At 40.1% G+C, this 23988-nt stretch carries 19 protein-coding genes; 12 read left to right on the top strand and 7 right to left on the bottom strand.

Features of this window, described 5'->3' with window-relative positions; translation table 11 throughout:
- Positions 1-12 precede the first annotated feature (12 nt).
- Positions 13-705, bottom strand: a complete 693-nt coding sequence (locus WAO84_RS12735; protein WP_340066236.1) for a ComF family protein — start codon at positions 703-705, stop codon at positions 13-15.
- Positions 706-749: 44 nt separating this feature from the next.
- Between WAO84_RS12735 and WAO84_RS12730 the strand changes: the two genes are divergently transcribed.
- The 5 genes from WAO84_RS12730 to WAO84_RS12710 all read left to right on the top strand — a co-directional run bounded on the left by WAO84_RS12730 (position 750) and on the right by WAO84_RS12710 (position 6207).
- Positions 750-1673: a hypothetical protein gene (locus WAO84_RS12730; RefSeq protein ID WP_340066235.1), complete on the top strand. Its 924-nt coding sequence runs from the start codon at positions 750-752 to the stop codon at positions 1671-1673.
- A gap of 35 nt (positions 1674-1708) precedes the next feature.
- The gene (locus tag WAO84_RS12725) at positions 1709-3253 is read left to right on the top strand and encodes a glycine--tRNA ligase (RefSeq protein ID WP_340066234.1); all 1545 of its coding nucleotides are present in this window, start codon (positions 1709-1711) and stop codon (positions 3251-3253) included.
- Positions 3254-3386: 133 nt separating this feature from the next.
- The gene (locus tag WAO84_RS12720; protein WP_340066232.1) at positions 3387-4151 is read left to right on the top strand and encodes an exodeoxyribonuclease III; all 765 of its coding nucleotides are present in this window, start codon (positions 3387-3389) and stop codon (positions 4149-4151) included.
- A gap of 18 nt (positions 4152-4169) precedes the next feature.
- A complete protein-coding gene (locus WAO84_RS12715; RefSeq protein WP_340066230.1) occupies positions 4170-5129 on the top strand; it encodes an OmpA family protein in 960 nt (319 codons plus the stop codon).
- A 40-nt stretch (positions 5130-5169) separates the two neighbouring features.
- On the top strand, positions 5170-6207 hold the full coding sequence (locus WAO84_RS12710) for an NADP(H)-dependent aldo-keto reductase (protein WP_340066229.1): 1038 nt from the start codon (positions 5170-5172) through the stop codon (positions 6205-6207).
- A 2-nt stretch (positions 6208-6209) separates the two neighbouring features.
- Here WAO84_RS12710 and radA read toward each other — a convergent pair whose 3' ends face one another.
- The 5 genes from radA to panC form a co-directional block, all read right to left on the bottom strand.
- Positions 6210-7571, bottom strand: coding sequence for a DNA repair protein RadA (gene radA, locus WAO84_RS12705; RefSeq protein WP_340066228.1), 1362 nt, complete (start codon positions 7569-7571; stop codon positions 6210-6212).
- Between the two features lie 97 nt (positions 7572-7668).
- On the bottom strand, positions 7669-8814 hold the full coding sequence (locus WAO84_RS12700) for an alpha/beta hydrolase (protein WP_340066227.1): 1146 nt from the start codon (positions 8812-8814) through the stop codon (positions 7669-7671).
- Between the two features lie 40 nt (positions 8815-8854).
- Complete coding sequence (locus tag WAO84_RS12695; protein ID WP_340066226.1) at positions 8855-9820, bottom strand: lysylphosphatidylglycerol synthase transmembrane domain-containing protein; 966 nt, start codon at positions 9818-9820, stop codon at positions 8855-8857.
- 2 nt (positions 9821-9822) lie between these two features.
- On the bottom strand, positions 9823-10173 hold the full coding sequence (panD, locus tag WAO84_RS12690; protein ID WP_340066224.1) for an aspartate 1-decarboxylase: 351 nt from the start codon (positions 10171-10173) through the stop codon (positions 9823-9825).
- A gap of 24 nt (positions 10174-10197) precedes the next feature.
- Entirely contained in the window at positions 10198-11049 is an 852-nt protein-coding gene (panC, locus tag WAO84_RS12685; RefSeq protein ID WP_340066223.1) for a pantoate--beta-alanine ligase, read from the bottom strand.
- Positions 11050-11157: 108 nt separating this feature from the next.
- Between panC and WAO84_RS12680 the strand changes: the two genes are divergently transcribed.
- The 7 genes from WAO84_RS12680 (at position 11158) to WAO84_RS12650 (ending at position 22072) form a co-directional block, all read left to right on the top strand.
- Complete coding sequence (locus tag WAO84_RS12680) at positions 11158-11967, top strand: glycogen/starch synthase (protein ID WP_340066222.1); 810 nt, start codon at positions 11158-11160, stop codon at positions 11965-11967.
- Between the two features lie 23 nt (positions 11968-11990).
- Complete coding sequence (locus WAO84_RS12675) at positions 11991-13793, top strand: DUF4270 domain-containing protein (protein WP_340066221.1); 1803 nt, start codon at positions 11991-11993, stop codon at positions 13791-13793.
- 12 nt (positions 13794-13805) lie between these two features.
- Positions 13806-15653: a glutamine--fructose-6-phosphate transaminase (isomerizing) gene (gene glmS, locus WAO84_RS12670; RefSeq protein WP_340066219.1), complete on the top strand. Its 1848-nt coding sequence runs from the start codon at positions 13806-13808 to the stop codon at positions 15651-15653.
- Positions 15654-15743: 90 nt separating this feature from the next.
- Positions 15744-18500: a TonB-dependent receptor gene (locus tag WAO84_RS12665; protein WP_340066368.1), complete on the top strand. Its 2757-nt coding sequence runs from the start codon at positions 15744-15746 to the stop codon at positions 18498-18500.
- Positions 18501-18541: 41 nt separating this feature from the next.
- Positions 18542-20059: an SGNH/GDSL hydrolase family protein gene (locus WAO84_RS12660; protein WP_340066218.1), complete on the top strand. Its 1518-nt coding sequence runs from the start codon at positions 18542-18544 to the stop codon at positions 20057-20059.
- 199 nt (positions 20060-20258) lie between these two features.
- Positions 20259-21767: a F0F1 ATP synthase subunit beta gene (gene atpD / locus WAO84_RS12655; RefSeq protein ID WP_340066217.1), complete on the top strand. Its 1509-nt coding sequence runs from the start codon at positions 20259-20261 to the stop codon at positions 21765-21767.
- 29 nt (positions 21768-21796) lie between these two features.
- Entirely contained in the window at positions 21797-22072 is a 276-nt protein-coding gene (locus WAO84_RS12650) for a F0F1 ATP synthase subunit delta/epsilon (RefSeq protein WP_340066215.1), read from the top strand.
- Positions 22073-22136: 64 nt separating this feature from the next.
- Here WAO84_RS12650 and WAO84_RS12645 read toward each other — a convergent pair whose 3' ends face one another.
- A complete protein-coding gene (locus WAO84_RS12645) occupies positions 22137-23951 on the bottom strand; it encodes a M61 family metallopeptidase (protein WP_340066213.1) in 1815 nt (604 codons plus the stop codon).
- Positions 23952-23988: the final 37 nt, after the last annotated feature.

Here is a 23988-nt window from a genome sequence, read left to right as displayed (position 1 = left end):
GTAACGAAGAAATCAATTGGCAATTGCCATAGTTGCAATACTCACTTTAACTCCGGGGAGACTTTTCAATGCTACTGTGCATGCTTCAAGAGTAGCTCCGGTGGTAATTACATCATCTGTGAGTAAAATGTGTTTGTAACTAAGTCCTGCTGATGTATTCAGAGCAAAAGAAGTCTGGTCTGTATGCCATCTGGTAAGCCGGTTTTTTAGGGTTTGGGTTGGTGCATGGGTAACGCGTTTTAAAATATCGTCCCTGTAAACGGCTTTGAGAGAATCAGCAATCTCTTTGGCAAAAGTGGTGACTTGGTTATAGCCGCGTTTACGTAATTTTTTTTGATGCAGGGGTACCGGTATCACATAATCAACCTCTTTAAAAAAAGAAGAAGCTGCTAGTTCACTACCCATCCAGCTACCTAAAAAGGTGCCTATATGCTCCTGCCCTTTGTATTTGAGGTGATGTATAAGGTTTTGAACTACTCCCTGTTTTTGAAACCATAAGAATGCGGTGGCTTTTTCTATAGGCACTCTTCCGTAAAACATTTTTTCCATCAGATTATCAGGAAAGGTATGAAAGTGCGTGAGGGGCAGATCATGCCTGCACTTTACGCAAAGCGTTTTTTCATAATGACCGAGATGTGCATGGCAGCCCGAACAAATATCAGGAAAGAATACACTTTGAATATCATTTAGTATATTTACCAGCATAAATACGAGCTTAAAGGGCTTCGTCCCAACGCTAATTTAAAAAAATGAAGCGCAGGAATAAAGAACAAGGTCAAAAAATTATTTTAGGCATATTATTTTTGGCCATCGCTACCCTGATTTTTGTAACATACCTCAATTACCGCGAAAGCGGAAAAAAAGCATCATTTCTTGCCAATGAAAAACAAATGATCATTAAAGATCTCAAACAAATGCAGGAGAACTTCAGTGAACTTTCGGAAGCTAAAGGGGTCATTGTTGAGGAAATTAAAAACAACCGAAATCGAATTGCCGTTTTATTAGATTCTATTTCCTTGATGGAAGTAGATTATGAGGTGCTGCAGCGTTATAGAGATGAGCTTACCATTTTAAGGAATGAGAACACGAGATATCGAAAGATCATAGACTCTATTCAATACAAGAATTTATTACTGGAAAGAGAAATAGACAGCAGTAAATTACGAATACGAGCTCTTAATTATTATTCAGAAGCGCTTAAAGATAGCAATAACATACTTATTAGTGACAAGGATTCACTGCTTAAAGAGAATTCAAAACTCAGTGATAAGTTGTCTTCAGGGTCTTTATTAACCATTTATAAGCTCAGGGGGAACGCCTTTAAATTTCGATCTAACGGCAAAGTCATTGAAACCAACAGAGCCAATAAAACCGAACGCATTCGCGCTTGTTTTACAGTACTGCCCAACCGTTTACTAAAAGGCATAGGGCAAACTATTTATCTGCAAATTATCGATCCTAAAAATAATGTTCTCGGAGCAAAAAAAACAGTGCGTTTTGGTGATAATGTGCTCACCTACAGTAAAGAGATTAGTATAAATATTCAGGATGTTCCCGTTGATATCTGCGATTACGTAATAAGTGACGAAGGCAAAGCACATGCAGGGTTGTATGTCATAAATATTTTCTTCCGAGAAAAAAAACTTTCTTCTGCTACTTTTGAACTCAAATAATCAGGCAATTCACGCAAAAGATATATTTTTGCGGCATGGCAAATCAAGAAGAACATTTCAGAAAAGTAATTTCACACGCCAAGGAATATGGCTATGTATTTCCATCAAGTGAAATCTACGATGGATTAAGTGCAGTATATGATTACGGACAAAAAGGCGTAGAGTTAAAAAAGAATATACGAGAGTACTGGTGGAAAGCTATGGTACAAATGCACGAAAACATTGTAGGGATAGACGCTGCTATCTTTATGCACCCAACTACCTGGAAAGCTTCAGGTCACGTAGATGCATTTAATGATCCGCTTATTGACAATAAAGATTCCAAAAAAAGGTACCGTGCAGATGTACTTGTTGAAGATTATGTTACCAAACTGGATGAAAAAATACAAAAGGAAACAGAAAAAGCGGCAAAGCGCTTTGGGGAAGCCTTTAATAAAGAGCAATTTATCAGTACCCATCCCAGAGTGATTGGCTATACTGAAAAAAAAGAAGCCATATTGAAAAGGCTCGGCAGGTCACTTGAAAATGAAGATCTGGCCGATGTAAAGGCATTGATAGATGAACTCGAAATAGCAGATCCTGAGACAGGAAGCAGAAACTGGACCGATGTAAAGCAGTTTAACCTTATGTTTGGTACCCGTTTGGGAGCTTCGGCAGAGAGTGCTATGGATCTTTACCTGAGGCCGGAAACCGCTCAGGGAATTTTTGTAAACTTTCTGAATGTACAGAAAACCGGAAGGATGAAAATACCTTTTGGAATAGCCCAAACCGGAAAAGCCTTTAGAAATGAAATAGTAGCACGCCAGTTCATTTTCAGGATGCGCGAATTTGAACAGATGGAGATGCAGTTCTTCATTAAACCGGGTACCCAGAAAGAGTGGTATGACTACTGGAAAGAGACCCGAATGAAATGGCATTTGTCCCTGGGGATGGGTACCGAAAATTACCGTTTCCACGATCATGAAAAACTGGCTCATTATGCTGATGCTGCCTGCGATATAGAATTTCGTTTTCCCTTTGGGTTCAAAGAACTGGAAGGAATACATTCCCGAACTGATTTTGATCTTGCCAGTCATGAAAAGTATTCAGGCAAAAAACTTCAGTATTTTGATCATGAAATAAATGAAAGTTATGTGCCGTATGTATTGGAGACATCTATTGGCCTCGACAGAATGTTCCTTGCCGTTTTTTCAAATTCTCTTCAGGAAGAAACCCTGGAAGACGGCTCACAGCGTACCGTATTAAAATTACCGGCAGTATTGGCACCTTTTAAAGCAGCAGTGTTGCCATTAATTAAAAGAGACGGACTTCCTGAAGTAGCGAGAAAGATCATTGAAGATCTGAAATGGGACTTTCCGGTACAATACGATGAAAAAGATGCTGTTGGAAGAAGGTACAGGCGCCAGGATGCCGCAGGCACCCCTTTTTGCATAACCGTTGACCACCAAACGCTGGAAGATGATACCGTTACCATACGCCACAGAGACACCATGCAGCAGCAGCGGGTAAAAACCAATGAAGTTCGTCATATCATTTCACAGGAAGCCGGAATGAGGCAGTGGCTCATGAAAATGAAATAGGTAACCCCCATAGCATTCCTTTTATCGTTAAAAAAAAGCCAATTTTGATCGTTTTTATCCGTTGGTGGTTTTTCGGCTTTTACCTTTTTAACTTATTAGTTAATTTAGCGTCCTTGTCAGGAAACCATTCACCATGAAAATTATTTCATATAACGTAAATGGCATTCGGGCAGCCATCAATAAAGGCTTTATTGACTGGTTGCAAAATGCTGCCCCCGATGTTATTTGCCTTCAGGAAACCAAAGCGCACAAAGAACAGCTAGACACCTCACTTTTTGAGAATGCAGGCTATCCATATCACTACTGGTACAGCGCAGAAAAAAAAGGATACAGCGGGGTAGCGATCTTATCCAGAAAAGAACCGGATCATGTAGAGTATGGTACCGGAATAGACTATATGGATTTTGAAGGGCGCAACATACGTGCCGACTTCAGCGGGGTATCAATAATGAGCCTGTACCTTCCCTCTGGCACCAATGATGCCAGGTTAGAACAAAAATTCAGGTTCATGGCCGATTTTCAGGAGTATGTGAATGAGCTCAAGAAAGAAGTACCCAACCTTATAATAAGTGGCGATTATAATATCTGTCATCAGGCGATCGACATTCATGACCCGGTAAGGAATGCCAAAGTATCCGGTTTTTTACCGGAAGAGCGGGAATGGATTGACCGTTTTATGAAAAACGGTTTTATTGACAGTTTTCGTTTCTTTAATAAAGAACCACATCAATACTCCTGGTGGAGCTATCGTGCAAATGCACGTAACAATAATAAAGGCTGGCGCCTTGATTATCACATGGTGGCAGAACCTTTAAAAGAAAAACTTAAAAGAGCCGTTATATTATCCGGGGCAAAGCACAGTGACCATTGTCCGGTAGTAGTAGAGTTAAAAAGTTAAATATGTAATGGTATGATCATGATTAAAAGAGTAGTATTTCTGGTTTTAGCGGCAGGCGTTTTAACATCCTGCGTTTCTGCAAAAGTGTATAAAGAGCTTGAAGAAAAATATGCCAATTTGAAAGGTGAACGCAACCGGCTGGCAGACGAAAATCAGGAGCTTGAAGCAATCAGGAACAGGCTGGAGAATGATCTGGTAGCTTTACAAAAGAAGTATGACCAAGCTGTGAGTGAAAGAGAACAGCTCAAACAAGATTATATTGCCACCCAGGCAAATTTAGATAACCTTCAGGCTTCATATGATGCCCTTGAAAAAAACAGCAGTAAAGCTATTGCAGAAAATGTAAAGGCTAACAGGCTGTTATTGTCACAACTTGAAGAAAAAGAGAAAGCACTTGCAGAGGAAAATAAGAGATTACAGGAACTGAAAAAACAACTGGATGCCCGTTCAAAACAAGTAGATGAGCTGGAAGGGCTTATTGCCGCCAAAGAGCAGGCCATGACCGATTTGAAAGATGCCATTTCCCGTGCATTACTTGATTTTGAAGGAAAAGGCCTGACGGTTGAACAAAGGGACGGAAAAGTTTACGTTTCCCTCGAAAACAAACTTTTATTCCAGTCGGGTAGCTGGGCCGTGGGCGCAGAAGGTCGCCGTGCTGTAGTAGAGCTAGGAAAAGTACTGGCTAAGAATCCTGATATTGCTGTTTTGATTGAAGGCCATACCGACAATGTGCCTTACAAAGGCAATAATCAACTAAATGGTAACTGGGATCTTTCAACCAAGAGAGCAACTGCCATTGTACAAATATTGAAGGAAAATCAAGGGATAGATCCCAAAAATTTAACGGCTGCCGGACGTAGTGAGTTTGCTCCTGTAGCTTCCAACAGCAGTTCAGAAGGGCGCTCTAAAAACAGAAGAATAGAGATCATTCTCACTCCCAAACTTGACGAAGTAACCCGATTGTTGAATCAGTTGTAAACTAAATAACCTATTTTTAAGTCTTAGCACTACAAAGCCTATGAAATATACTTTCCTGCCTCATACCAATATTGAAGTGAGTAAAATATGCCTGGGAACCATGACCTGGGGAGAGCAGAACACAGAAGCAGAGGGGCATGAGCAAATGAGTTATGCTCTGGACAAAGGAGTTAATTTTTTTGATACCGCAGAGTTGTATTCTATCCCCGCCAAACCGGAAACTCAGGGCTCTACAGAAACTATTATAGGAAACTGGTTCAAGAAAACCGGAAATCGCGATAAAGTGGTGCTGGCTACTAAGATTGCCGGACCTGCAAAGTCTAACCGCCATATACGCAGTGGAGGTTTTAAAAAAGAAGAGCTTGAAGATGCCATTCATAAAAGCCTGAAGCGATTGCAAACCGATTATATAGATCTGTATCAGCTTCACTGGCCGGAACGTTCTACCAATTTTTTTGGACAACGCGGGTATGTTCATGATGCTTCCGATCCCTGGGAAGATAACATCAGAGAAATACTGGAGTCACTCAATGAATTCATAAAGCAGGGTAAAATAAGGCATGTTGGGCTTTCTAATGAAGTGCCCTGGGGTGCTATGCGCTTTCTGGAAGAAAGCAGGCACCATCAATTACCCAGAATGATCACAGTTCAAAATCCGTATTCGTTGCTCAACCGTCTTTTTGAAACAGGAATGGCAGAGATCAGCATTCGGGAAAACATGGGGCTCCTGGCATACTCTCCCCTTGCTTTTGGAACACTCTCCGGAAAATATCTCAAAAAAGAAAAACCCCCGGGAGCAAGGGTTACTCTGTTTCCGCAGTTTTCCAGGTATATGGGCGAGAATTCAGTAAAAGCCACACAGCACTATTATGACCTTGCAGAATCTTATGATTTACGGCTTGCTCAAATGGCACTGGCTTTTATAAATAAGCAGCCTTTTATAACCAGTACTATTATTGGTGCCACTACTATGGAGCAGCTAAAGGAGAATATTGACAGTATTGACGTAGAGCTGAACGAAGAATTACTGAGTAAGATCAACGCTATTCACAATGAGATACCCAACCCTGCACCGTAGTTTTATCCAAAAAGCTCACGTACTACATCTTCAATACGGCCCGAAAGCCTGATATCGATTTTTGGGTTTTTAAGGGTTATTTTATTATATCGGGAAACAAAAATGGTAGTAAAGCCCAGTTTTTCTGCTTCCAGAATGCGTTGATCTATGCGATTTACAGGCCGTATTTCTCCTGCGAGCCCTATTTCTGCAGCAAAACAAATATTTTTAGGAATGGCTATGTCTTCATTGCTGGAAAGAATGGCGGCTATCACTGCCAGGTCAATAGCGGTATCATCTACAGTGATCCCCCCGGTAATATTCAAAAATACATCTTTGGCAGCCAGTTTAAAACCTACTCTTTTTTCCAGAACGGCAAGGAGCATATTTAGCCTTTTGGCGTGATATCCCGTTGTGCTTCGTTGGGGAGTGCCGTAAACTGCACTGCTTACAAGTGCCTGGATCTCTATCATTAAAGGTCTCATGCCCTCTACGGTAGCGGCAATGGCGGTCCCGCTAAGGTCTTCTTCATTTTTTGAAATAAGTATTTCTGAAGGATTGGAAACTTCACGCAAACCATTACCAAGCATTTCATAAATACCCAGTTCTGCGGTAGAGCCAAATCTATTTTTAAGTGCTCTTAAAATACGATATACATGATTGCGGTCGCCTTCAAACTGCAAGACGGTATCTACCATATGCTCCAGTATTTTAGGTCCCGCAATGGTGCCGTCTTTCGTAATATGGCCTATTAAGAGTACCGGTGTAGATGTTTGTTTGGCAAATTTTATAAGCTCGCCGGCACATTCTCTTATTTGTGAAATACTCCCGGGGGAAGATTCTATATAATCGGTGTGCAGGGTTTGTATAGAATCAATAATGACAATATCAGGCTCCAGACTTTGTATTTGCCTGAAAATATTCTGGGTTTTGGTTTCGGTGAGAATATAACAGTGATCGCTATCGGGATGAATGCGTTCTGCCCTCATTTTAATTTGCTTTTGGCTTTCTTCCCCTGACACATAAAGTGTTTTAAAAGGGAGCTTGAGCGATATTTGAAGCAGTAGAGTACTCTTGCCCACTCCCGGCTCACCACCAAGGAGAATGAGAGAGCCTGGAACAATACCGCCTCCCAGTACGCGATTAAGCTCCTGGTCGCCCGTATCCATTCTAAGTTCCCGGGAACTGCTTATTTCTTTTACTTTTAAAGGTTTTGAAACTTTTTGAACAGAAGAGGTTTCTTCCTTCCATGCTTTTTTCTCTTCTTTTTGGATAACTTCTTCAACAATAGTGTTCCATTGTTTACAGGTATTGCATTGTCCCTGCCATTTGGCATATTGAGCCCCGCAATGCTGGCAAAAGAATGCCGTTTTTATTTTTGCCATAATTGTAAAAACCTTAAATAGTAGTTAAGCCAGCTAAATATAAGCCGGGCTTTCGCAATATCAAAACAAAACTGCCAGAAGTAAAGAGTCTATTTATTTACCAGCCAAAATCGGCTTTAAGTGCATCTATTCTGTCGAGCATCATATCCTTGGTAAGAAAATCTATTTCAGGCATCCCAAAAGCTTTTTCGTAGGTACGCAATGCTTTTTTAGGTTCGCCCATTTGTTCGTAGTATTCTGCTTCGAAAAAGAACCCCAACATAGTTTCCGGGTATTCTTTTTTCGAAAGTTTGGCCAGTAACTCAAGTGAGGGAAGGTCTTCTTTTTTTTGTGTAGCTGCGTAAATGGCCATAATATCGTTAAGGCTTACTTTCCTTTTAAAACCAAACAGGGTTTCTATGGTGTTATACTTGTTTTCAAGATATTCAAAAACCGGTGTTTCCATAGTTAAGATCTGCTTCTTGTACTCTTCAGGAGAAATGGGCTTGAATATTTTAAATATCTGGTCTAGTGCTTTTGGAAGCGCATACGAAGGCAGTGAAACATGACTGGCCCCTTTCAGATCGTCAAAATAATATTTTAGATTATCATTTTCTATTTGTTTTAAACGCTGATGTAGTGTTTTAATACGTGTAATATTTTCTTTAATATCATCATCTGAAGTTGCCAGGTAGTAGAACTTTTTATTCTGAACAGAGGAAAGACGTTCGGGCAGCCGGTCTTCCATCATTGGAGCAAAAGAAGGGCTAAGCGTTATATATGCATCAAATAAAGGATTGTCTTTAAAAAGCCAGTAATTAGAGAAGTTGGCAGTAACGTCATGCCCTATAATTACTTTAAAATTGGCCAGAGTATATTTGGAAGCAAAATAAGGCACCAGTTCCAGGCCAATAAACTCAAAAAAAGCATTACCCTTGTCCTGTGGCATTCCATTCTGGTCACTATAATCACAATCTTCATATCGAATATTGTCGTAGTTTTGATTTATACCCACCACAATCGCTTCAGGCATTTCCTGCCAGTAAGAATAAAATCGGGTATTGGCTACGGTTATATCAAAAAGATATTCTGCATCCAGCACTACAATAAGCGGGTATGTTTTTTCTTCTGAGTAGTTTTCAGGAATATAGATCTGTAACTCTCTTTTCTCATTGAGCTTATAAGATTCAAAAGTCTCTTTTACCGTTTGGGCGCGGATATTTGTAATAAAAAATAACAACAAGACAGAAAAAAAGATTTTCATGATAAGTAGGTTTGTTATAAATAACGACAGATGTGTGAAATTATTTTTTTCGATTAAGAACCGGAAGCAAGATAAATGACAAAGTACCTATAATTACAACGAGAAGCGTTTGCGAGGTCCACATGATCCATCCAAACGCATCTCCGGATACAGAATCTATACCGTATATTTCCAGTATTTTACTAACGGCGAGTGGGTAAACCCCTATTCCGCCATTAGTAGCTGTAATGGCAAATGATCCGGCAATGAAAGCAGTAAGAATACCATTGAAAGAAAGCGAGGTAGTCCCGGCAATACTGTATTTAATGATCCAGAACATGCCAATATACATACCCCAGATAAAAAAGGTATGAAAAATAAAGGGCCATTTGTTTTTCATACGAAAAATACTGAACACCCCTTCTAATAAACCGTTTAGAAAATACTTGATTTTTAAGGCCCATCGGGATTCTGAGGTTCTGATAATTCTGAAAAAAACAAAAAGCCCCAATAATCCCAAAATCAAAAAAATGCCCAGTGAGCGAAAACTAAACCCGCGTTCCATAAAGAAATTCAGAATGGTGTCTGTTTGTAAAACAAAAGCCAATAGTACAACCAGCATGAGCATGATAAGATCAATGATCCTTTCGGCTACTATGGTGCCAAAGACTTTTTGGAAGGGTATCTTTTCATAAGTGGCCAATGTAGTAGCTCGTAAAACTTCACCGGATCGAGGAATTCCCAGATTGGCAAAATAAGCAATGGAAACGGCCATAATACTGTTTATAAATCGGGGTTTGTATCCGAGAGGAGCCAATAAAAAGTTCCAGCGATAGGCCCTTGAAAGATGGCTGAACAAACCAAATATAAGTGAAATAGTCACCCAAAAATAGTTGGCCTCTTTTATGTTGGTATATATTTTTTGCCGGTCTTCGGGAGAAGTATTCTGGTAAGAATACCAAATTAAAAAAACTCCCAGCGAGAGCGGGAGTACAATTTTGGCAATGTTAATTATTTTCTTTTTCAAGATCAGTTTAACGAATTGTCTTTCTCATTTGGAAATATCAATGACGGCTTAAAAGACTTTGCCTCTTCAAAATCCATGATCCCGTAAGAAATGATAATGATAATATCTCCTCGTTGTACTTTTCTGGCAGCCGGGCCATTTAAAGTGATTTCACCAGAATTTCTGGGTCCCTTAATAGCGTAGGTTTCCAGGCGCTCACCATTGTTTATATTAACAATCTGAACCTTTTCTCCTTCAATAATATTAGCAGCATCCATGAGGTCTTCATCAATAGTAATACTGCCTATATAATTAAGGTCGGCGCCAGTTACCGTTACCCGGTGTATTTTTGATTTTACTACTTCTATTTGCATGGTGCAAAGGTAATTATTTTAAAGCTATAACTCTATATTGTCTATTAAACGTACATTACCCGCATACACTGCTATAAAAGCTCTGTACGTTTTACCTTCTTCTTTTTGTTCTGCTGATTTTAAGCTATCTGTTTCCGCTATTTCAAGGTACTCAAGTGTGAAGTCATTTTTTGTTTTAAAAGAGGCAGCTACCTGTTCTTTAATTTGTGAGGCAGTCTGTATTACAAACATTTCTTTAACCAAGAGTAATGTTTTGTAAATAATAGAGGCTTTCTTCCGTACATCATCGGGAAGCCTTTGATTTCTGGAACTCATGGCAAGGCCATTTGCTTCTCTTAAAATAGGGCAACCTATAACAGTTACAGGAAAGTTGTACTTACGAACGAGTTTTTTTACGATTAAAAGTTGCTGATAATCTTTTTCTCCAAAATAGGCATTTTGGGGCGTAACCGTTTCTAATAATTTTTTCACTATGGTGCCAACCCCGTTAAAATGTCCCGGGCGATAACTACCTTCCATAAGAGTCTCAAGTCCGTCAAAATCAAATTGAGAAGATCGGGGGTTTTCATTTTCAGGATACATTTCTTCTACCCTGGGATTAAAAATGATCAAATTTTCCCCCAGGCTTTTAAGTGTGTCAATATCCTTTTGTAAAGTACGCGGATACTGTAACAGGTCTTCCTCATTGTTAAACTGTGTAGGGTTTACAAAAATACTCACTATTACAAGATCATTGTCCTGCAAAGCATGTTTAACCAGCGACAAGTGTCCTTCGTGAAGAGCCCCCATAGTTGGGACCAGCCCTACAGTTCGTTTTTTAACGATGTATGGTTCAAGAAATTCGGTAAGGGGTTGCTTTTGGTGAAAAATTTGCATCCATAAAAAATTAACCGCGTGCAAACTTATATAATTTAAAGTAATTAGGCATAATTTTTGTAATTTTGCACACTTTGAGCAGAGTAGTGAATAAAACATAAAATTTTTATGACGGATAAGAAAGTGTTATTTGTCGCATCTGAAATGGTACCGTATTTGCCTGAAAATGAAGTTTCATTAATGGCATATGAAAGTCCCAGAATGGTAAACGACAGAGGCGGACAGATACGAATTTTCATGCCCAGGTTCGGGAATATTAATGAAAGAAGGCATCAATTACACGAAGTAATACGTTTGTCTGGAATGAATCTGGTGGTAAATGACATGGATATGCCACTAATAATTAAAGTAGCCTCAATTCCTAAAGAAAGAATACAGGTGTACTTTATTGACAACGAAGAGTATTTCAAAAGAAAAGCCACTTTCTCGGATGAAGAAGGTAAATTGTTCCCTGACAATGATGAAAGAGCTATTTTCTTTGCTAAGGGGGTAGTTGAAACCGTCAAAAAACTAAACTGGTCTCCGGATATTATACATGTTCATGGCTGGATGGCGTCGCTTGTGCCTTTGTATCTTAAAAAATATTATGCAGATGAGCCTTTGTTTGCAGAGAGTAAAATAGTAACTTCAGTGTATGGCAAGGATTTTGAAGGTACTCTCGACAAACAGATGATGAACAAGGTAAAATTTGATGGTCTTTCTGATGAGGATATAATACCTTTGGAAAACCCTGATTATTCCAGTTTATTAAAGGTAGCCGTAAATAATTCAGATGCCGTAGTTGTGGCGGCAGAAACCATACCGGAAGATTTAAAAGAATATATCGATGCATTAGACAAGCCCGTGCTTCCGTATATTTCTATTTACGAATTCGAAGAAGCCTACGATCAGTTTTACCATGACAAGGTATTGGTGTAACCCTGTAATTTGTAATGAAAGCAATGATGAAAACATTTACTAGGCTATTGTGGGTAATGTCACTCTTAATAGTACTTTCGTCCTGCGACGAAGAGTTTAATGAAATTGGAACAGATATTATTGGCGGAGGTAATTTTGAAACCAACAAAGAGGTTTTTAAAGTGTATAGCTATAATCGAAGTGTCAATTCAGTTCGAACAGACCGGCTTCCGGTATATCAGCTAGGAACTTTCAATAATAATATTTTTGGTAGAAGTTCAGCATCTATTGTGAGTCAGGTTACACTATCTACAGGAAACCCGTTTTTTGGGCGTTTGCGTCAGGATGTAGAAGATGCCAACGCGGCTGACTCTGACCCGCTTACCATTGAAGAAAATGAAGAGGTGACTCGTGTATTTTTAAATATTCCTTATTTTACAGAAAACAGTGTGCTCAATGATAGAGATGGCGACGGAGTTATAGATCGTCTCGATGCAGATCCCGATGATCCTGAAAGTGACAGTGACAATGATGGTCTTACAGATATTGAAGAGACCAGGCTGGGTATCAACCCATTAGATCCGGATACTGATGGTGACGGAATTGGTGATGCCGATGATAACAATACTGCTGTAAATTCATTTGCTCGCAGATTTGAGTTGGATTCTATTTACGGTAATATTGAAAGTAATTTTAATATTAGGGTAGATCAGCTTACATTTTTCCTGAGAGATCTGGATCCCAATAACAATTTCGAAACTCCGCAGGAATACTTTTCAGACATGGATTTCTCTGCTTTTCAGGGAGCGAATGTTTTTGATGGCAGTTACGAGATAAGTGATTCAGAAGTATTGTTTTTCAATGATGATGATCCCAATACCGATGAAGATGAATCGCAAACCGTACGTGCTCGTTTAGGTCCTCGATTGCGGATAGAACTGGACCCTCAGTTCTTTCAGGAGAACCTTATAGATATGGAAGGGAAAACCCAGCTAGACAATAATAACAACTTCAGGGAATTTCTCAGAGGATTTATAATTTCTACATACGGTCACACAGAAAACCTTTTGATGTTGTTTGATTTTACAGGAGCCAGTATAGATGTACGTTATGATTTTGATACCGTAGATACCAAAGGAACTGCTGATCCCGGTGATGACGAAATCGTAAGAGAAGAAGACGCCAGTTTCGTTTTAAATCTTGCAGGGAATATAATTAATCTGTTTGATAATGAGCCCTTCCCGGTGGACACCTCTCAGGAATCCTCCCGAATTTATCTTAAAGGAGGTGCCGGTAATTATGCAGAGATCAGGCTTTTTGATAATGAGTCAAAGGGTCCTATTCTTGAAGAAGTAAGGGCTAATAACTGGCTTATTAATGAGGCAAACCTTGTTTTTAATGTAGATAGGACCGCCATTGAAAATGCAGGAGGTATTCCAGAGCCTTTCAGGCTCTACTTATACAACCTGAATGATAATAGAGTACTATTGGATTATCAGTTTGATCTGACTCAGGACCAAAATCCGGTAACCTCCAGAACCACCTATGGCGGTATCTTGGAAAGAACAGATGATGGCGATGGATTACGGTATAAAATACGCCTTACTGAACATGTTAATAATGTTTTAAGAAAAGATTCTACTAATGTGGCTTTGGGGCTAGTAGTTACTTCAAATATCAATTTGCCTACACTCTCAACTGCTAAGAATGGGAACGAAGAGTTATTATTACCTCAGGCGTCTTTTATAAACCCTTTTGGAACCGTACTTTTTGGGAGTAAAGTAGAAAGCCCGGAAGATGAAGATAATAAGCTTAAACTTGAAATTTATTACACCGAACCAAAATAAACCGGTTAAACCATGTGTGGAATTGTAGGATATATAGGTTATCGTGATGCATACCCCGTAATAATTAAGGGTTTGCAAAGACTGGAGTACAGGGGCTATGACAGTGCAGGTATTGCACTTTATGATGGGTCTTCCATACAGTTGTCAAAAACCAAGGGAAAAGTTAAGGACCTGGAAACAAAAGCACAGAGCGAAATACAACTTAATGGGAACCTGGGTATTGGACATACGCGCTGGGCTACTCACGGGGAGCCTAACGATGTGAATTCACATCCGCATTATTCCAATTCCGGAGATCTCGTAATCATTCACAACGGGATTATAGAAAACTATGAGCCTTTAAAAAAGGAGCTTACAAAACGAGGATACGTTTTCAAATCTGATACCGATACAGAAGTACTGGTAAACCTTATTGAAGACGTTAAGAAAAGCGAAAAGGTTAAGTTAGGAAAAGCAGTTCAGGTAGCCCTTAATCAGGTAGTGGGAGCATACGCTATAGCCGTATTTGACAAAGCAAAGCCAGATGAAATTATAGTGGCCAGATTAGGAAGCCCTCTTGCCATTGGAGTAGGAGAAAACGAATTTTTTATTGCTTCCGATGCCTCCCCTTTTATAGAGTTTACCAACAATGCCATTTACCTAGAAGATGAAGAAATGGCTATTGTAAGACGTGGCAGACAGGTAAAGGTAAGAAAGATCAAAGATGATTCTCTTGTAGATCCGTATGTTCAGGAGTTAAAACTAAATCTTGAGCAGATTGAAAAGGGAGGTTTTGATCATTTCATGTTAAAAGAGATTTATGAGCAGCCAAGCGCTATAAAAGATACTTTCCGGGGGCGTTTTATTACGAATAAGGGAATTATCAAAATGGCAGGAATGGATGATCATCTTGAGAAATTCCTGAATGCCAACCGCATTATCATTGCGGCCTGCGGAACTTCCTGGCATGCCGGGCTGGTAGCCGAATATATTTTTGAAGATCTGGCACGTATTCCTGTCGAAGTAGAGTATGCATCAGAGTTCAGGTATCGTAACCCCGTTATTGGAGAAAAAGATATACTTATAGCCATTTCCCAGTCCGGTGAAACGGCAGATACACTTGCTGCCATAAAACTGGCTAAAGAAAAAGGAGCCTTTGTGTTTGGTGTTTGTAATGTGGTAGGATCTTCTATTGCCAGAGAAACGCATACCGGCGCATATACCCATGCAGGCCCGGAGATAGGTGTAGCTTCTACCAAAGCATTTACCACACAAATTACCGTGCTGGTACTAATGGCACTTAAACTGGCTCAGTCCAAAGGAACCCTGTCTAAATCTCAAATACACGAATTCCTTTCAGGTCTGGATGCCATTCCGTCTAAAGTTGAAAAAGTTCTGGAGCTGGACGCATATATTAAAAAAATAGCTCCTATTTACAAAGATGTAAGAAACTTCCTTTATCTGGGAAGAGGGTACAACTTCCCCGTTGCCCTTGAAGGTGCCTTAAAACTCAAAGAGATCTCCTATATACATGCTGAAGGGTACCCTGCCGCAGAGATGAAACACGGGCCCATAGCACTCATAGATGAAGAAATGCCTGTGGTGGTAATCGCAACCAAAAAAGGGCATTATGACAAGATTGTGAGTAACGTACAGGAGATAAAGTCGCGAAAAGGAAAAATTATCGCCATAGTTACCGAAGGAGACAAGATCATTAAAGATCTGGCAGACCATGTAATTGAAGTGCCTGAAACACTGGAATCGCTAACTCCTTTACTTACAACAGTTCCCTTACAGTTAATGTCATATCATATTGCAGTTATGAGAGGATGTAATGTGGATCAGCCCAGAAATCTTGCAAAATCCGTTACCGTAGAATAATTACATTTCTTATATTTTTTTGGTATTGCCTTTAAACGATTCGTAAAATTCTGTATATTGTTCCCATCAAATTACTAATCAATTAAGATGATGAGAACTAGATTTTTTGTATTTGTCGTGCTTTTGGGTTTTTTCTCTTATGCACAGACAACCATTACAGGTAAGGTCATAGACACTAATAATCAGCCAGTTCCGGGAGCAAATGTTGTGATTACCGGCCTTACTGTGGGGGCAGTTACAGATTTTGACGGTAATTTCACTTTGAGAACTTCAGAGATACCTCCGTTTACACTAACTGTTTCCAGTATAGGCTATACCAAAGCTACGGTTAGTATTACCACCAATAACCAGAATGTGATTGTTACCCTCTCAGAAGAAGAAACTATGCTTGATGAAATCGTGGTATCTGCTTCGCGAACTCCCGAGCGAATTTTTGAGTCGCCGGTATCCGTAGAGCGTTTTGGTTTACGCGAAATAAAAAATACCTCTTCGGTTGATTTTTATGATGGCCTTGAAAATCTAAAAGGTGTAGATATCAATACCAACAGTTTAACCTTTAAATCCATTAACACCCGGGGTTTTGCCACATTTGCCAACACCCGTTTTGTACAATTGGTTGACGGGATGGACAATTCTGCACCCGCTCTTAATTTTGTGTTAGGTAACCTTTTAGGGATGACCGAGCTGGATGTGAACAGCGTAGAGCTTTTACCGGGAGCCTCTTCTGCACTGTACGGAGCAAATGCCTTTAATGGTATTTTGTTTATGACCAGTAAGAGCCCTTTTGATTTTCAGGGGGTGAGCACCTATGTTAAAACAGGTCTTACTTCTCAGGAGGCAGCCGGTGATAATGAATTCTGGGATCTGGGAGTTCGTTTTGCCCATAAGTTTTCAGAAAAATTCGCGGCTAAGGCCAACTTTTCATATTTACGTGGTACCGACTGGTTTGCCGTAAGCGAAATAGATGTTTTAAATCCAGGAAATACTCGTGAAGATCCTAACTACGACGGACTCAATATTTATGGTGATGAAGTGAATACGAACATTAGAGGGGTGGGTGAGAATCTGGAGGCCGCAGGCCTTATTCCGGCAGGATCTTCCAATTTACTTCCCGCGGAAGACGTTAGCCGAACCGGTTATGCAGAGAGAGACCTCACCAACTATAATTCAGAAAGCGTAAAAGCAGATTTTGCCTTACATTACAGGCCTTTTGCCGATGACTTTGAGATCATATACAATGGAAAGGTTGGTAGAGGAACCACACTTTATCAGGGAGCTAACCGATATAATATTAAAAACTTCTTTTTACAACAGCACAAACTGGAATTTAAAAATGATAACTTCTTCGTAAGAGGTTATATTACCGATGAAAATGCCGGAGATTCTTATGACATGAGATTTACCGGTATTAATATTAACCGGAAGTGGAAATCAGATCAACAATGGTTCGGGCAGTATGCAGGAGCTTTTATACAGGCTACCCTGGGAGGTGCTTCGGCCGAACAGGCGCATGCAGCAGCAAGGGCAGCGGCTGATACGGGAAGACTAATTCCCGGAACACCCGAATTTCAACAGGCATTTAACGAAGTAACCACAGACCCCGACCTTGCCACAGGATCTCAATTTAAAGATGCTTCGCAGTTACGTCACGTAGATGTAAATTATAACTTTAGCCACCTCACCGAGAATTTTGCAGATATCCAGGTAGGAGGTTCTTTCAGAGAGTATAAATTAAACTCTTTCGGGACTATTTTTACCGATTTCGATGGCCCTATTGTTTATTCAGAAGTAGGCGCCTACACCCAGATACAGAAAAAATTTGCCGATGACCGCGCCAAATTCACAGGATCTGTTCGTTACGATAAATCACAATTATTTGATGGTAACTTTTCACCCAGAGTTTCTTTTGGATATACATTGGGTGATCAAAGAAATCATAATCTGAGAGCTTCTTATCAAACCGGTTTCCGTAACCCAACCACACAAGATCTTTTTATTGGACTGGATGTTGGTAGAGCTATTTTAGTAGGTTCGGCCGAGGAAAACCTCGACAGAGATGTTAGAACCTTTAATGTAAATAATGTAGCCGCTAACGGAGGAAGCCCTACGGCTACCATTACCGGTAGAGCTGCCTATGAAAACTCTTTCTCATTCAACTCAGTTCAGCGGGGTACTCCGGAAGTTTCAGATGTAGATATCGTTGATCCGGAAGAAGTACAATCTTTTGAAATAGGATACCGTGGACAGGTAGGAAAAATAATCATAGATTTTAGTACCTACTATAATATTTACAACAACTTCATTGCAAATGAAACCGTTATTGTGCCTTTGTACGGTACCGTAGGAGATAACAGCCTTTCTCTTTTAGCTTTACAGCAGGGAGACTTCAAAGCCTATCAAACCTATACCAACTCTGATGCTAACGTAGAATCATTTGGTGCCACCATTGGAATAAGTGCGAAAATATTTGAGACATTTGACCTTGAGGCCAACTATACCTTTGCAGAACAGTATTTTGATCAGGCTTCTGCACCTGATTTCAGGACCAGTTTCAACACTCCCAAGCACAAAGTAAAAGCCAGTATTGGCAATACAGATTTGTTTAAAAACTTCGGTTTTAAAGTAAGTTACAGATGGAGTGATAGTTTCTTCTGGCAGGCTACTTTTGCTGATGGGGATGTACCCTCTTTCTCTGTGGTAGATGCTCAGGTAAACTATAGAATACCCAGCTTGAAATCAATCATTAAAGCGGGTGCTACTAACATTGGAGGGGATGAATATTTTACTGCTTTTGGTACCGGTAATTTAGGTTCGCAGTATTATATATCGCTTACCATCAATAATTAATAGCTTAGACATAACTAACAGTATAAATTAATACGTTAAAAATGATGAATAAAAGTTACAGATGGTTATTTATTGCCTTTTTAGGCTTGATAGCCTGTGAGTCTGATGATGATAACGAAATCGTGACCGAAGTTGAAATAACTTCAGGGACAGCTGACTTTACAACGTATGTTTCTTTGGGGAACTCGTTAACTGCAGGTTTTACAGATGGAGCACTCTTTATTGCCGGCCAGCAAAATTCAACACCTAATATTCTGGCAACGCAGTTTGCGCTTGCCGGAGGGGGTACTTTTACCCAGCCATTAATGAATGATAACCTGGGGGGTGTACTTTTGGGAACCATGCAAATACTTGAAAACCGTTTATTTTTCAATGGTTCAGGCCCGGCAAGATTACCCGGCAATCCTACCACAGATTTAAGCAGTTCTCTTTCCGGTTCCTTCAATAATATGGGAGTACCCGGAGCAAAAAGCTTTCACCTTGGTGCAGAGGGTTATGGTAATTTAGCAGGTGTAGAAAGTGGCGCAGCAAATCCGTATTTTGCCAGATTTGCATCTTCGTCAACCGCCAGTGTTATTGGTGATGCACTAGCACAAAACCCTACTTTCTTTTCCTTGTGGATAGGTAATAATGATGTACTGTCTTATGCTACTTCCGGAGGAACAGGAACCGACCAGACCGGTAACCCAGACCCAACTTCATACGGGCCTAATGATATTACAGACCCAACGGTATTCGCTCAGGTTTACGCAGGTTATGTTCAATTACTTACCGCTAATGATGCCAAAGGGGTAGTAGCAAACATTCCTTACGTAACCTCAATCCCGTTTTTTACAACCGTTCCTTACAATCCGGTACCTCTGGATGCTGCTACGGCAGGACAGCTCAATCAGCAACTTATAGGACCTGTTATCCAGATTATGACCGCTCTGGGACAAGGAGATCGCTTCAACCTTTTATCATCAACCGAATCCAATCCTTTACTTATTCGCGATGAAAATTTAACCGATTTTTCTGCCCAGCTAAATGCAGCCCTTCAAAATGAAGGTGTCCCTGCGCAACAGGCCGCTTTAATGGCATCGTTATATGGCCAGTCCAGACATGCTACACCTAATGATCTTGTACTGCTGCCTGCATCTGCCGATATAGGGGAAGAACAAGAAGGCGTACCTGCTCCTTTTAATACTATTGGAGTTACCTTTCCATTAGGTGATGAAGATGTTCTGTTGCCCGAAGAAGAAGCCGAAATTCGGGTGGCTGTAGATCAGTATAATGCTACCATTGCATCAGTAGCGCAGCAAAACGGTCTTGCTTTTGTAGATGCCAACGGGTTGTTGCAGCAAATAGCTGATACAGGATTGCCTTTTGATGAGTTCTTCTTGAGGAACCAACTGGTTTTTGGAGGCGCTTTTTCATTAGATGGCGTGCACCCCTCAGCCAGAGGATACGCATTTATAGCCAATCAATTCATGAAAGCTATTAACGATACCTATGGTTCAAATTTGCCAATGGTTAAAGCAGCAGATTTTAATCCGCTTTATCCGGCAGTACTGCCATAAACATATAGAAAATATAATTTAAAAAGGTGGGTCGAATATCATATTCGACCCGCCTTTTTAAGTTCAAAAAAAAGATCAAAAGAACTTTAAAATTAAAGATAAAAACATATCTTTGCACCGCAAAAAAACAACAGTTTTGCCGCATTTTCGCAAATCGTTTTTGTTGCAGTCATTAAGCTAAAAATTAAATACTTAAGTAATGTCTAAAGTTACAGGTAAAGTTGCACAGATTATAGGTCCTGTTGTGGATGTAGCATTCTCTTCAGGTGCAGAACTTCCAAGAATTTATGACTCCATGGAAATAGTGAAACCTGACGGTTCCAAGTTAGTATTGGAAGTACAGTCGCACATTGGTGAAGATACTGTTAGAGCCATTTCAATGGACTCTACCGATGGGTTGAGCAGAGGAGTAGAAGTAACTGCTACCGGAAATGCTATTCAGATGCCTATTGGCGAAGATATATATGGCCGCTTGTTCAATGTGATCGGAGATGCAATTGATGGTCTTGGTGATCTTCCCAAAGATGGTGCTAACGGGCTTCCTATTCACCGGCAAGCTCCTAAGTTTGAAGACCTGTCAACTTCTGCTGAAGTATTGTTTACCGGGATTAAAGTAATTGACCTTATTGAGCCCTACGCAAAAGGAGGTAAGATCGGATTGTTTGGTGGTGCAGGCGTAGGTAAAACAGTATTGATACAGGAACTTATTAATAATATTGCCAAAGGACACGGAGGATTGTCAGTGTTTGCAGGGGTAGGTGAAAGAACCCGTGAAGGAAATGACCTGCTTCGTGAAATGTTAGAATCAGGTATTATTAAATACGGAGATGATTTTATGCACTCTATGGAAGAAGGCGGCTGGGATCTTTCAAAAGTAGATAAAGAATCTATGAAAGAATCCAAAGCAACCTTTGTTTTCGGACAGATGAACGAGCCTCCCGGAGCACGTGCACGTGTAGCACTCTCAGGGCTTACCATAGCTGAGTATTTTCGTGACGGAGCCGGTGACGGACAGGGAAAAGACGTACTTTTCTTCGTTGATAATATTTTCCGTTTCACTCAGGCAGGTTCAGAAGTATCTGCGCTTTTAGGCCGTATGCCTTCTGCCGTAGGTTACCAGCCTACACTGGCAACAGAAATGGGAGCCATGCAGGAGCGAATCACTTCAACTAAAAAAGGTTCCATTACTTCCGTACAGGCAGTTTATGTGCCCGCAGATGACCTTACAGACCCTGCTCCAGCCACTACCTTTGCCCACCTTGATGCAACGACTGTACTTTCGCGTAAAATTTCCGAGCTTGGTATCTATCCTGCAGTAGATCCGTTAGATTCTACCTCAAGGATACTTACTCCCGAAATTCTTGGAAAAGAGCATTACGAATGTGCACAACGTGTAAAAGAGCTGCTACAGCGTTATAAAGAGCTTCAGGATATAATTGCTATTCTAGGTATGGAAGAATTATCAGAAGAAGATAAACTGGCAGTGGGAAGAGCAAGAAGAGTGCAGCGTTTCCTTTCACAGCCTTTTCATGTGGCAGAACAGTTTACAGGTATCCCTGGAGTACTCGTAGATATTAAAGATACCATTAAAGGCTTTAATATGATTATGGATGGGGAACTGGATAGGCTTCCTGAGGCAGCCTTTAACTTAAAAGGTACTATCGAAGAGGCTATAGAAGCCGGTGAGAAAATGCTTGCAGAAGCATAACAGGTTGGTTTTAATTTATTGAAAATTATATGTTTTTAGAAATAGTAACCCCAGAAGCAACCCTTTTTAGCGGAGAAGTAGATTCGGTAGCAGTACCTGGTGTAAATGGTGAATTCCAAATGCTTAACGGTCACGCTCCTATAGTATCTATTTTAGGAAAAGGCACTGTAAAGATTTATGGAGATATACAACTACATAAAGAAGTTGCTTCCAGGTTTACCCAAGACACCAATCAAACTCTGTTACCTATTAACAGTGGTACCATAGAAATGAGAGATAATAAAGTGATCGTTTTAGCAGACTGATCGCTTTTTCTTAAAGATAAAAAAACGCCAGGCAATGCCTGGCGTTTTTTAGTTTGATATATTTTTAGCTTTTAGGAGAAAGCCATGCTTTTCTTCTCCTTAGATTACTATCAGACAGAGCTTTATCTTCTTTTTCAAAAAGTTGAATTTGATATGTAGGATCTTTTTCCAACAATAGCGTAGCTCTCCTGAGTTTTCCAAAACGCTCAAAATCTATAGTAATCGTATTGCCGGGAACAAACCCCTCTGTGATCTCTCTCAGGCTGTTTGTGTCTAAAACCGGTTTTTCATTTATGGCAAGAATAGCATCTCCTTTTTCAAGTCCGGCACGGTATGCAGGCGTATTGGCTTTTACGTTTCTTGAAACAATTACTTTCCCGTTACTAAGCCTCGTTACCATACCCGTATAGGCATTTTGAGATTTTTTCTTTAGCATTACTCCCATCGATGTAAAGAGCTTTGAAAAATCAGGCATATTACTTTTATAGATGTAATTGTCAAAAAAGTAATCACCAAAATCACTGGTCGTATAGGTATTCAGGGTCTTTTGGAGATCACTAAGTGTATAAGGTATTTCAGTTTTTCCATAGGCCTGCCAAACTTTTTGCATATACCCGTCAAGTGAATACTTTTCATTGAGGTTGCGTAATTCCAGATCCAAGGCAAGCCCTAACATACTTCCATAAGAATAGTAAGAAATAAAAGTATTTTCACGATTTACATCATCAACAGATCTGGCCGCATCTACGAAAGGCGCCTGATAGCTCTTTTGTATCGGGTTAAAATATTTACGGGCAGGAGAGTTCCAGACATAGTTAAACGTGCCGCTAAGCCCTTCAATGTATTGCTCAGGGGTTATAAGTCCGGCCCGGCAAAGTATTAACGAGGTATAATAACTCGTAAAGCCTTCGGCAAACCATAAAGCACCAGACATATCTGCTGCTTGATAATCAAAGGGCTCTAAAGATTTCGGGCGAATACGTTCTACATTCCATGCATGAAAAAACTCATGAGATACGGTACCTATATTTTGCTCCATACCCCCTTTGGCAAGGCTTCGCGTATTGGTGAGTACAGTAGAGTTCCTGTGCTCCATGCCGTCACCCGCCACATGCGGTAAGTAACATGCAAGAAAAGTGTAAGTGCCATAATCAAACTCTGGAAGTTCACCAAATACTGCTTTTTGTTCTTTAACAATAGCTTTTACTTTTTCAAAATACGTATCAAACTCCGTTTCAGTGCCTTCGTGGTGTAATACAAAACGTATCTCATATTCTTTTCCTCCGGAATTTACTTTAAAAGACCTTACAGAATGGTCACTTAATTCCGTAGGACTATCCATAAAATAATCCAGATTTGGCGCATAAAACGATCCATCTTTCATAAGTTTAAGCTGTGTGGCCACTTTCCAGTTAAGATCCTCTCTTGCCTTAAAGTTTACCTTCACCGGTCGATATCGCAGTTCAGGAACAAAGATAAAGGTGGCCGGAATATTTAAGTGAGCATGTGTTTCATCAATTTGGGCATAAGTGCCGTCCGCATGATTTGCATAAATGGTATATGACACATGAATAGTGCCGTTGTGCCCGGTTACTACCCATTGATAAGGATCTGGCCTGGTAACTTCTAAAAGATTACCATTCCCATCTGTAACTGTAAGGTTATAAACGTTTTTGGCAAATTCATGAAGGGCATACCTGCCGGGAGAAGTCCGGCTCATTCGTAAAGATACGTCCCGGCTTTCCAGATTATGGAAACTGGCACGTACCTCTCCTTCGTGGTGAACAGCATTTTCAAACGAAATAGTGTACCTGCTATCCTGGCTTTGGATTATCTGCGTAATTAGAAAAAAGAATACTAAGGTAAATAACGATCTCATACAACTTTAATTTGCTCTCTAATATACCATTTAAAAA

It is taken from the genome of Ascidiimonas aurantiaca (assembly GCF_037646345.1).
GTDB classification, from domain to species: domain Bacteria; phylum Bacteroidota; class Bacteroidia; order Flavobacteriales; family Flavobacteriaceae; genus Ascidiimonas; species Ascidiimonas aurantiaca.
This window is presented reverse-complemented; position numbering and strand designations above follow the sequence as displayed.

Excerpts from the sequence above, each read along its gene's own strand:
- WAO84_RS12650 (WP_340066215.1), top strand. The coding sequence starts at position 21,797 with ATGTTTTTAGAAATAGTAACCCCAGAAGCAACCCTTTTTAGCGGAGAA.
- atpD (WP_340066217.1), top strand. The coding sequence starts at position 20,259 with ATGTCTAAAGTTACAGGTAAAGTTGCACAGATTATAGGTCCTGTTGTG.
- WAO84_RS12730 (WP_340066235.1), top strand. The coding sequence starts at position 750 with ATGAAGCGCAGGAATAAAGAACAAGGTCAAAAAATTATTTTAGGCATA.
- WAO84_RS12715 (WP_340066230.1), top strand. The coding sequence starts at position 4,170 with ATGATTAAAAGAGTAGTATTTCTGGTTTTAGCGGCAGGCGTTTTAACA.
- WAO84_RS12680 (WP_340066222.1), top strand. The coding sequence starts at position 11,158 with ATGACGGATAAGAAAGTGTTATTTGTCGCATCTGAAATGGTACCGTAT.
- WAO84_RS12720 (WP_340066232.1), top strand. The coding sequence starts at position 3,387 with ATGAAAATTATTTCATATAACGTAAATGGCATTCGGGCAGCCATCAAT.
- WAO84_RS12735 (WP_340066236.1), bottom strand. The coding sequence starts at position 705 with ATGCTGGTAAATATACTAAATGATATTCAAAGTGTATTCTTTCCTGAT.
- WAO84_RS12665 (WP_340066368.1), top strand. The coding sequence starts at position 15,744 with ATGAGAACTAGATTTTTTGTATTTGTCGTGCTTTTGGGTTTTTTCTCT.
- WAO84_RS12725 (WP_340066234.1), top strand. The coding sequence starts at position 1,709 with ATGGCAAATCAAGAAGAACATTTCAGAAAAGTAATTTCACACGCCAAG.
- WAO84_RS12700 (WP_340066227.1), bottom strand. The coding sequence starts at position 8,814 with ATGAAAATCTTTTTTTCTGTCTTGTTGTTATTTTTTATTACAAATATC.
- WAO84_RS12645 (WP_340066213.1), bottom strand. The coding sequence starts at position 23,951 with ATGAGATCGTTATTTACCTTAGTATTCTTTTTTCTAATTACGCAGATA.
- glmS (WP_340066219.1), top strand. The coding sequence starts at position 13,806 with ATGTGTGGAATTGTAGGATATATAGGTTATCGTGATGCATACCCCGTA.
- WAO84_RS12675 (WP_340066221.1), top strand. The coding sequence starts at position 11,991 with ATGATGAAAACATTTACTAGGCTATTGTGGGTAATGTCACTCTTAATA.
- panC (WP_340066223.1), bottom strand. The coding sequence starts at position 11,049 with ATGCAAATTTTTCACCAAAAGCAACCCCTTACCGAATTTCTTGAACCA.
- radA (WP_340066228.1), bottom strand. The coding sequence starts at position 7,571 with ATGGCAAAAATAAAAACGGCATTCTTTTGCCAGCATTGCGGGGCTCAA.
- panD (WP_340066224.1), bottom strand. The coding sequence starts at position 10,173 with ATGCAAATAGAAGTAGTAAAATCAAAAATACACCGGGTAACGGTAACT.
- WAO84_RS12660 (WP_340066218.1), top strand. The coding sequence starts at position 18,542 with ATGATGAATAAAAGTTACAGATGGTTATTTATTGCCTTTTTAGGCTTG.
- WAO84_RS12710 (WP_340066229.1), top strand. The coding sequence starts at position 5,170 with ATGAAATATACTTTCCTGCCTCATACCAATATTGAAGTGAGTAAAATA.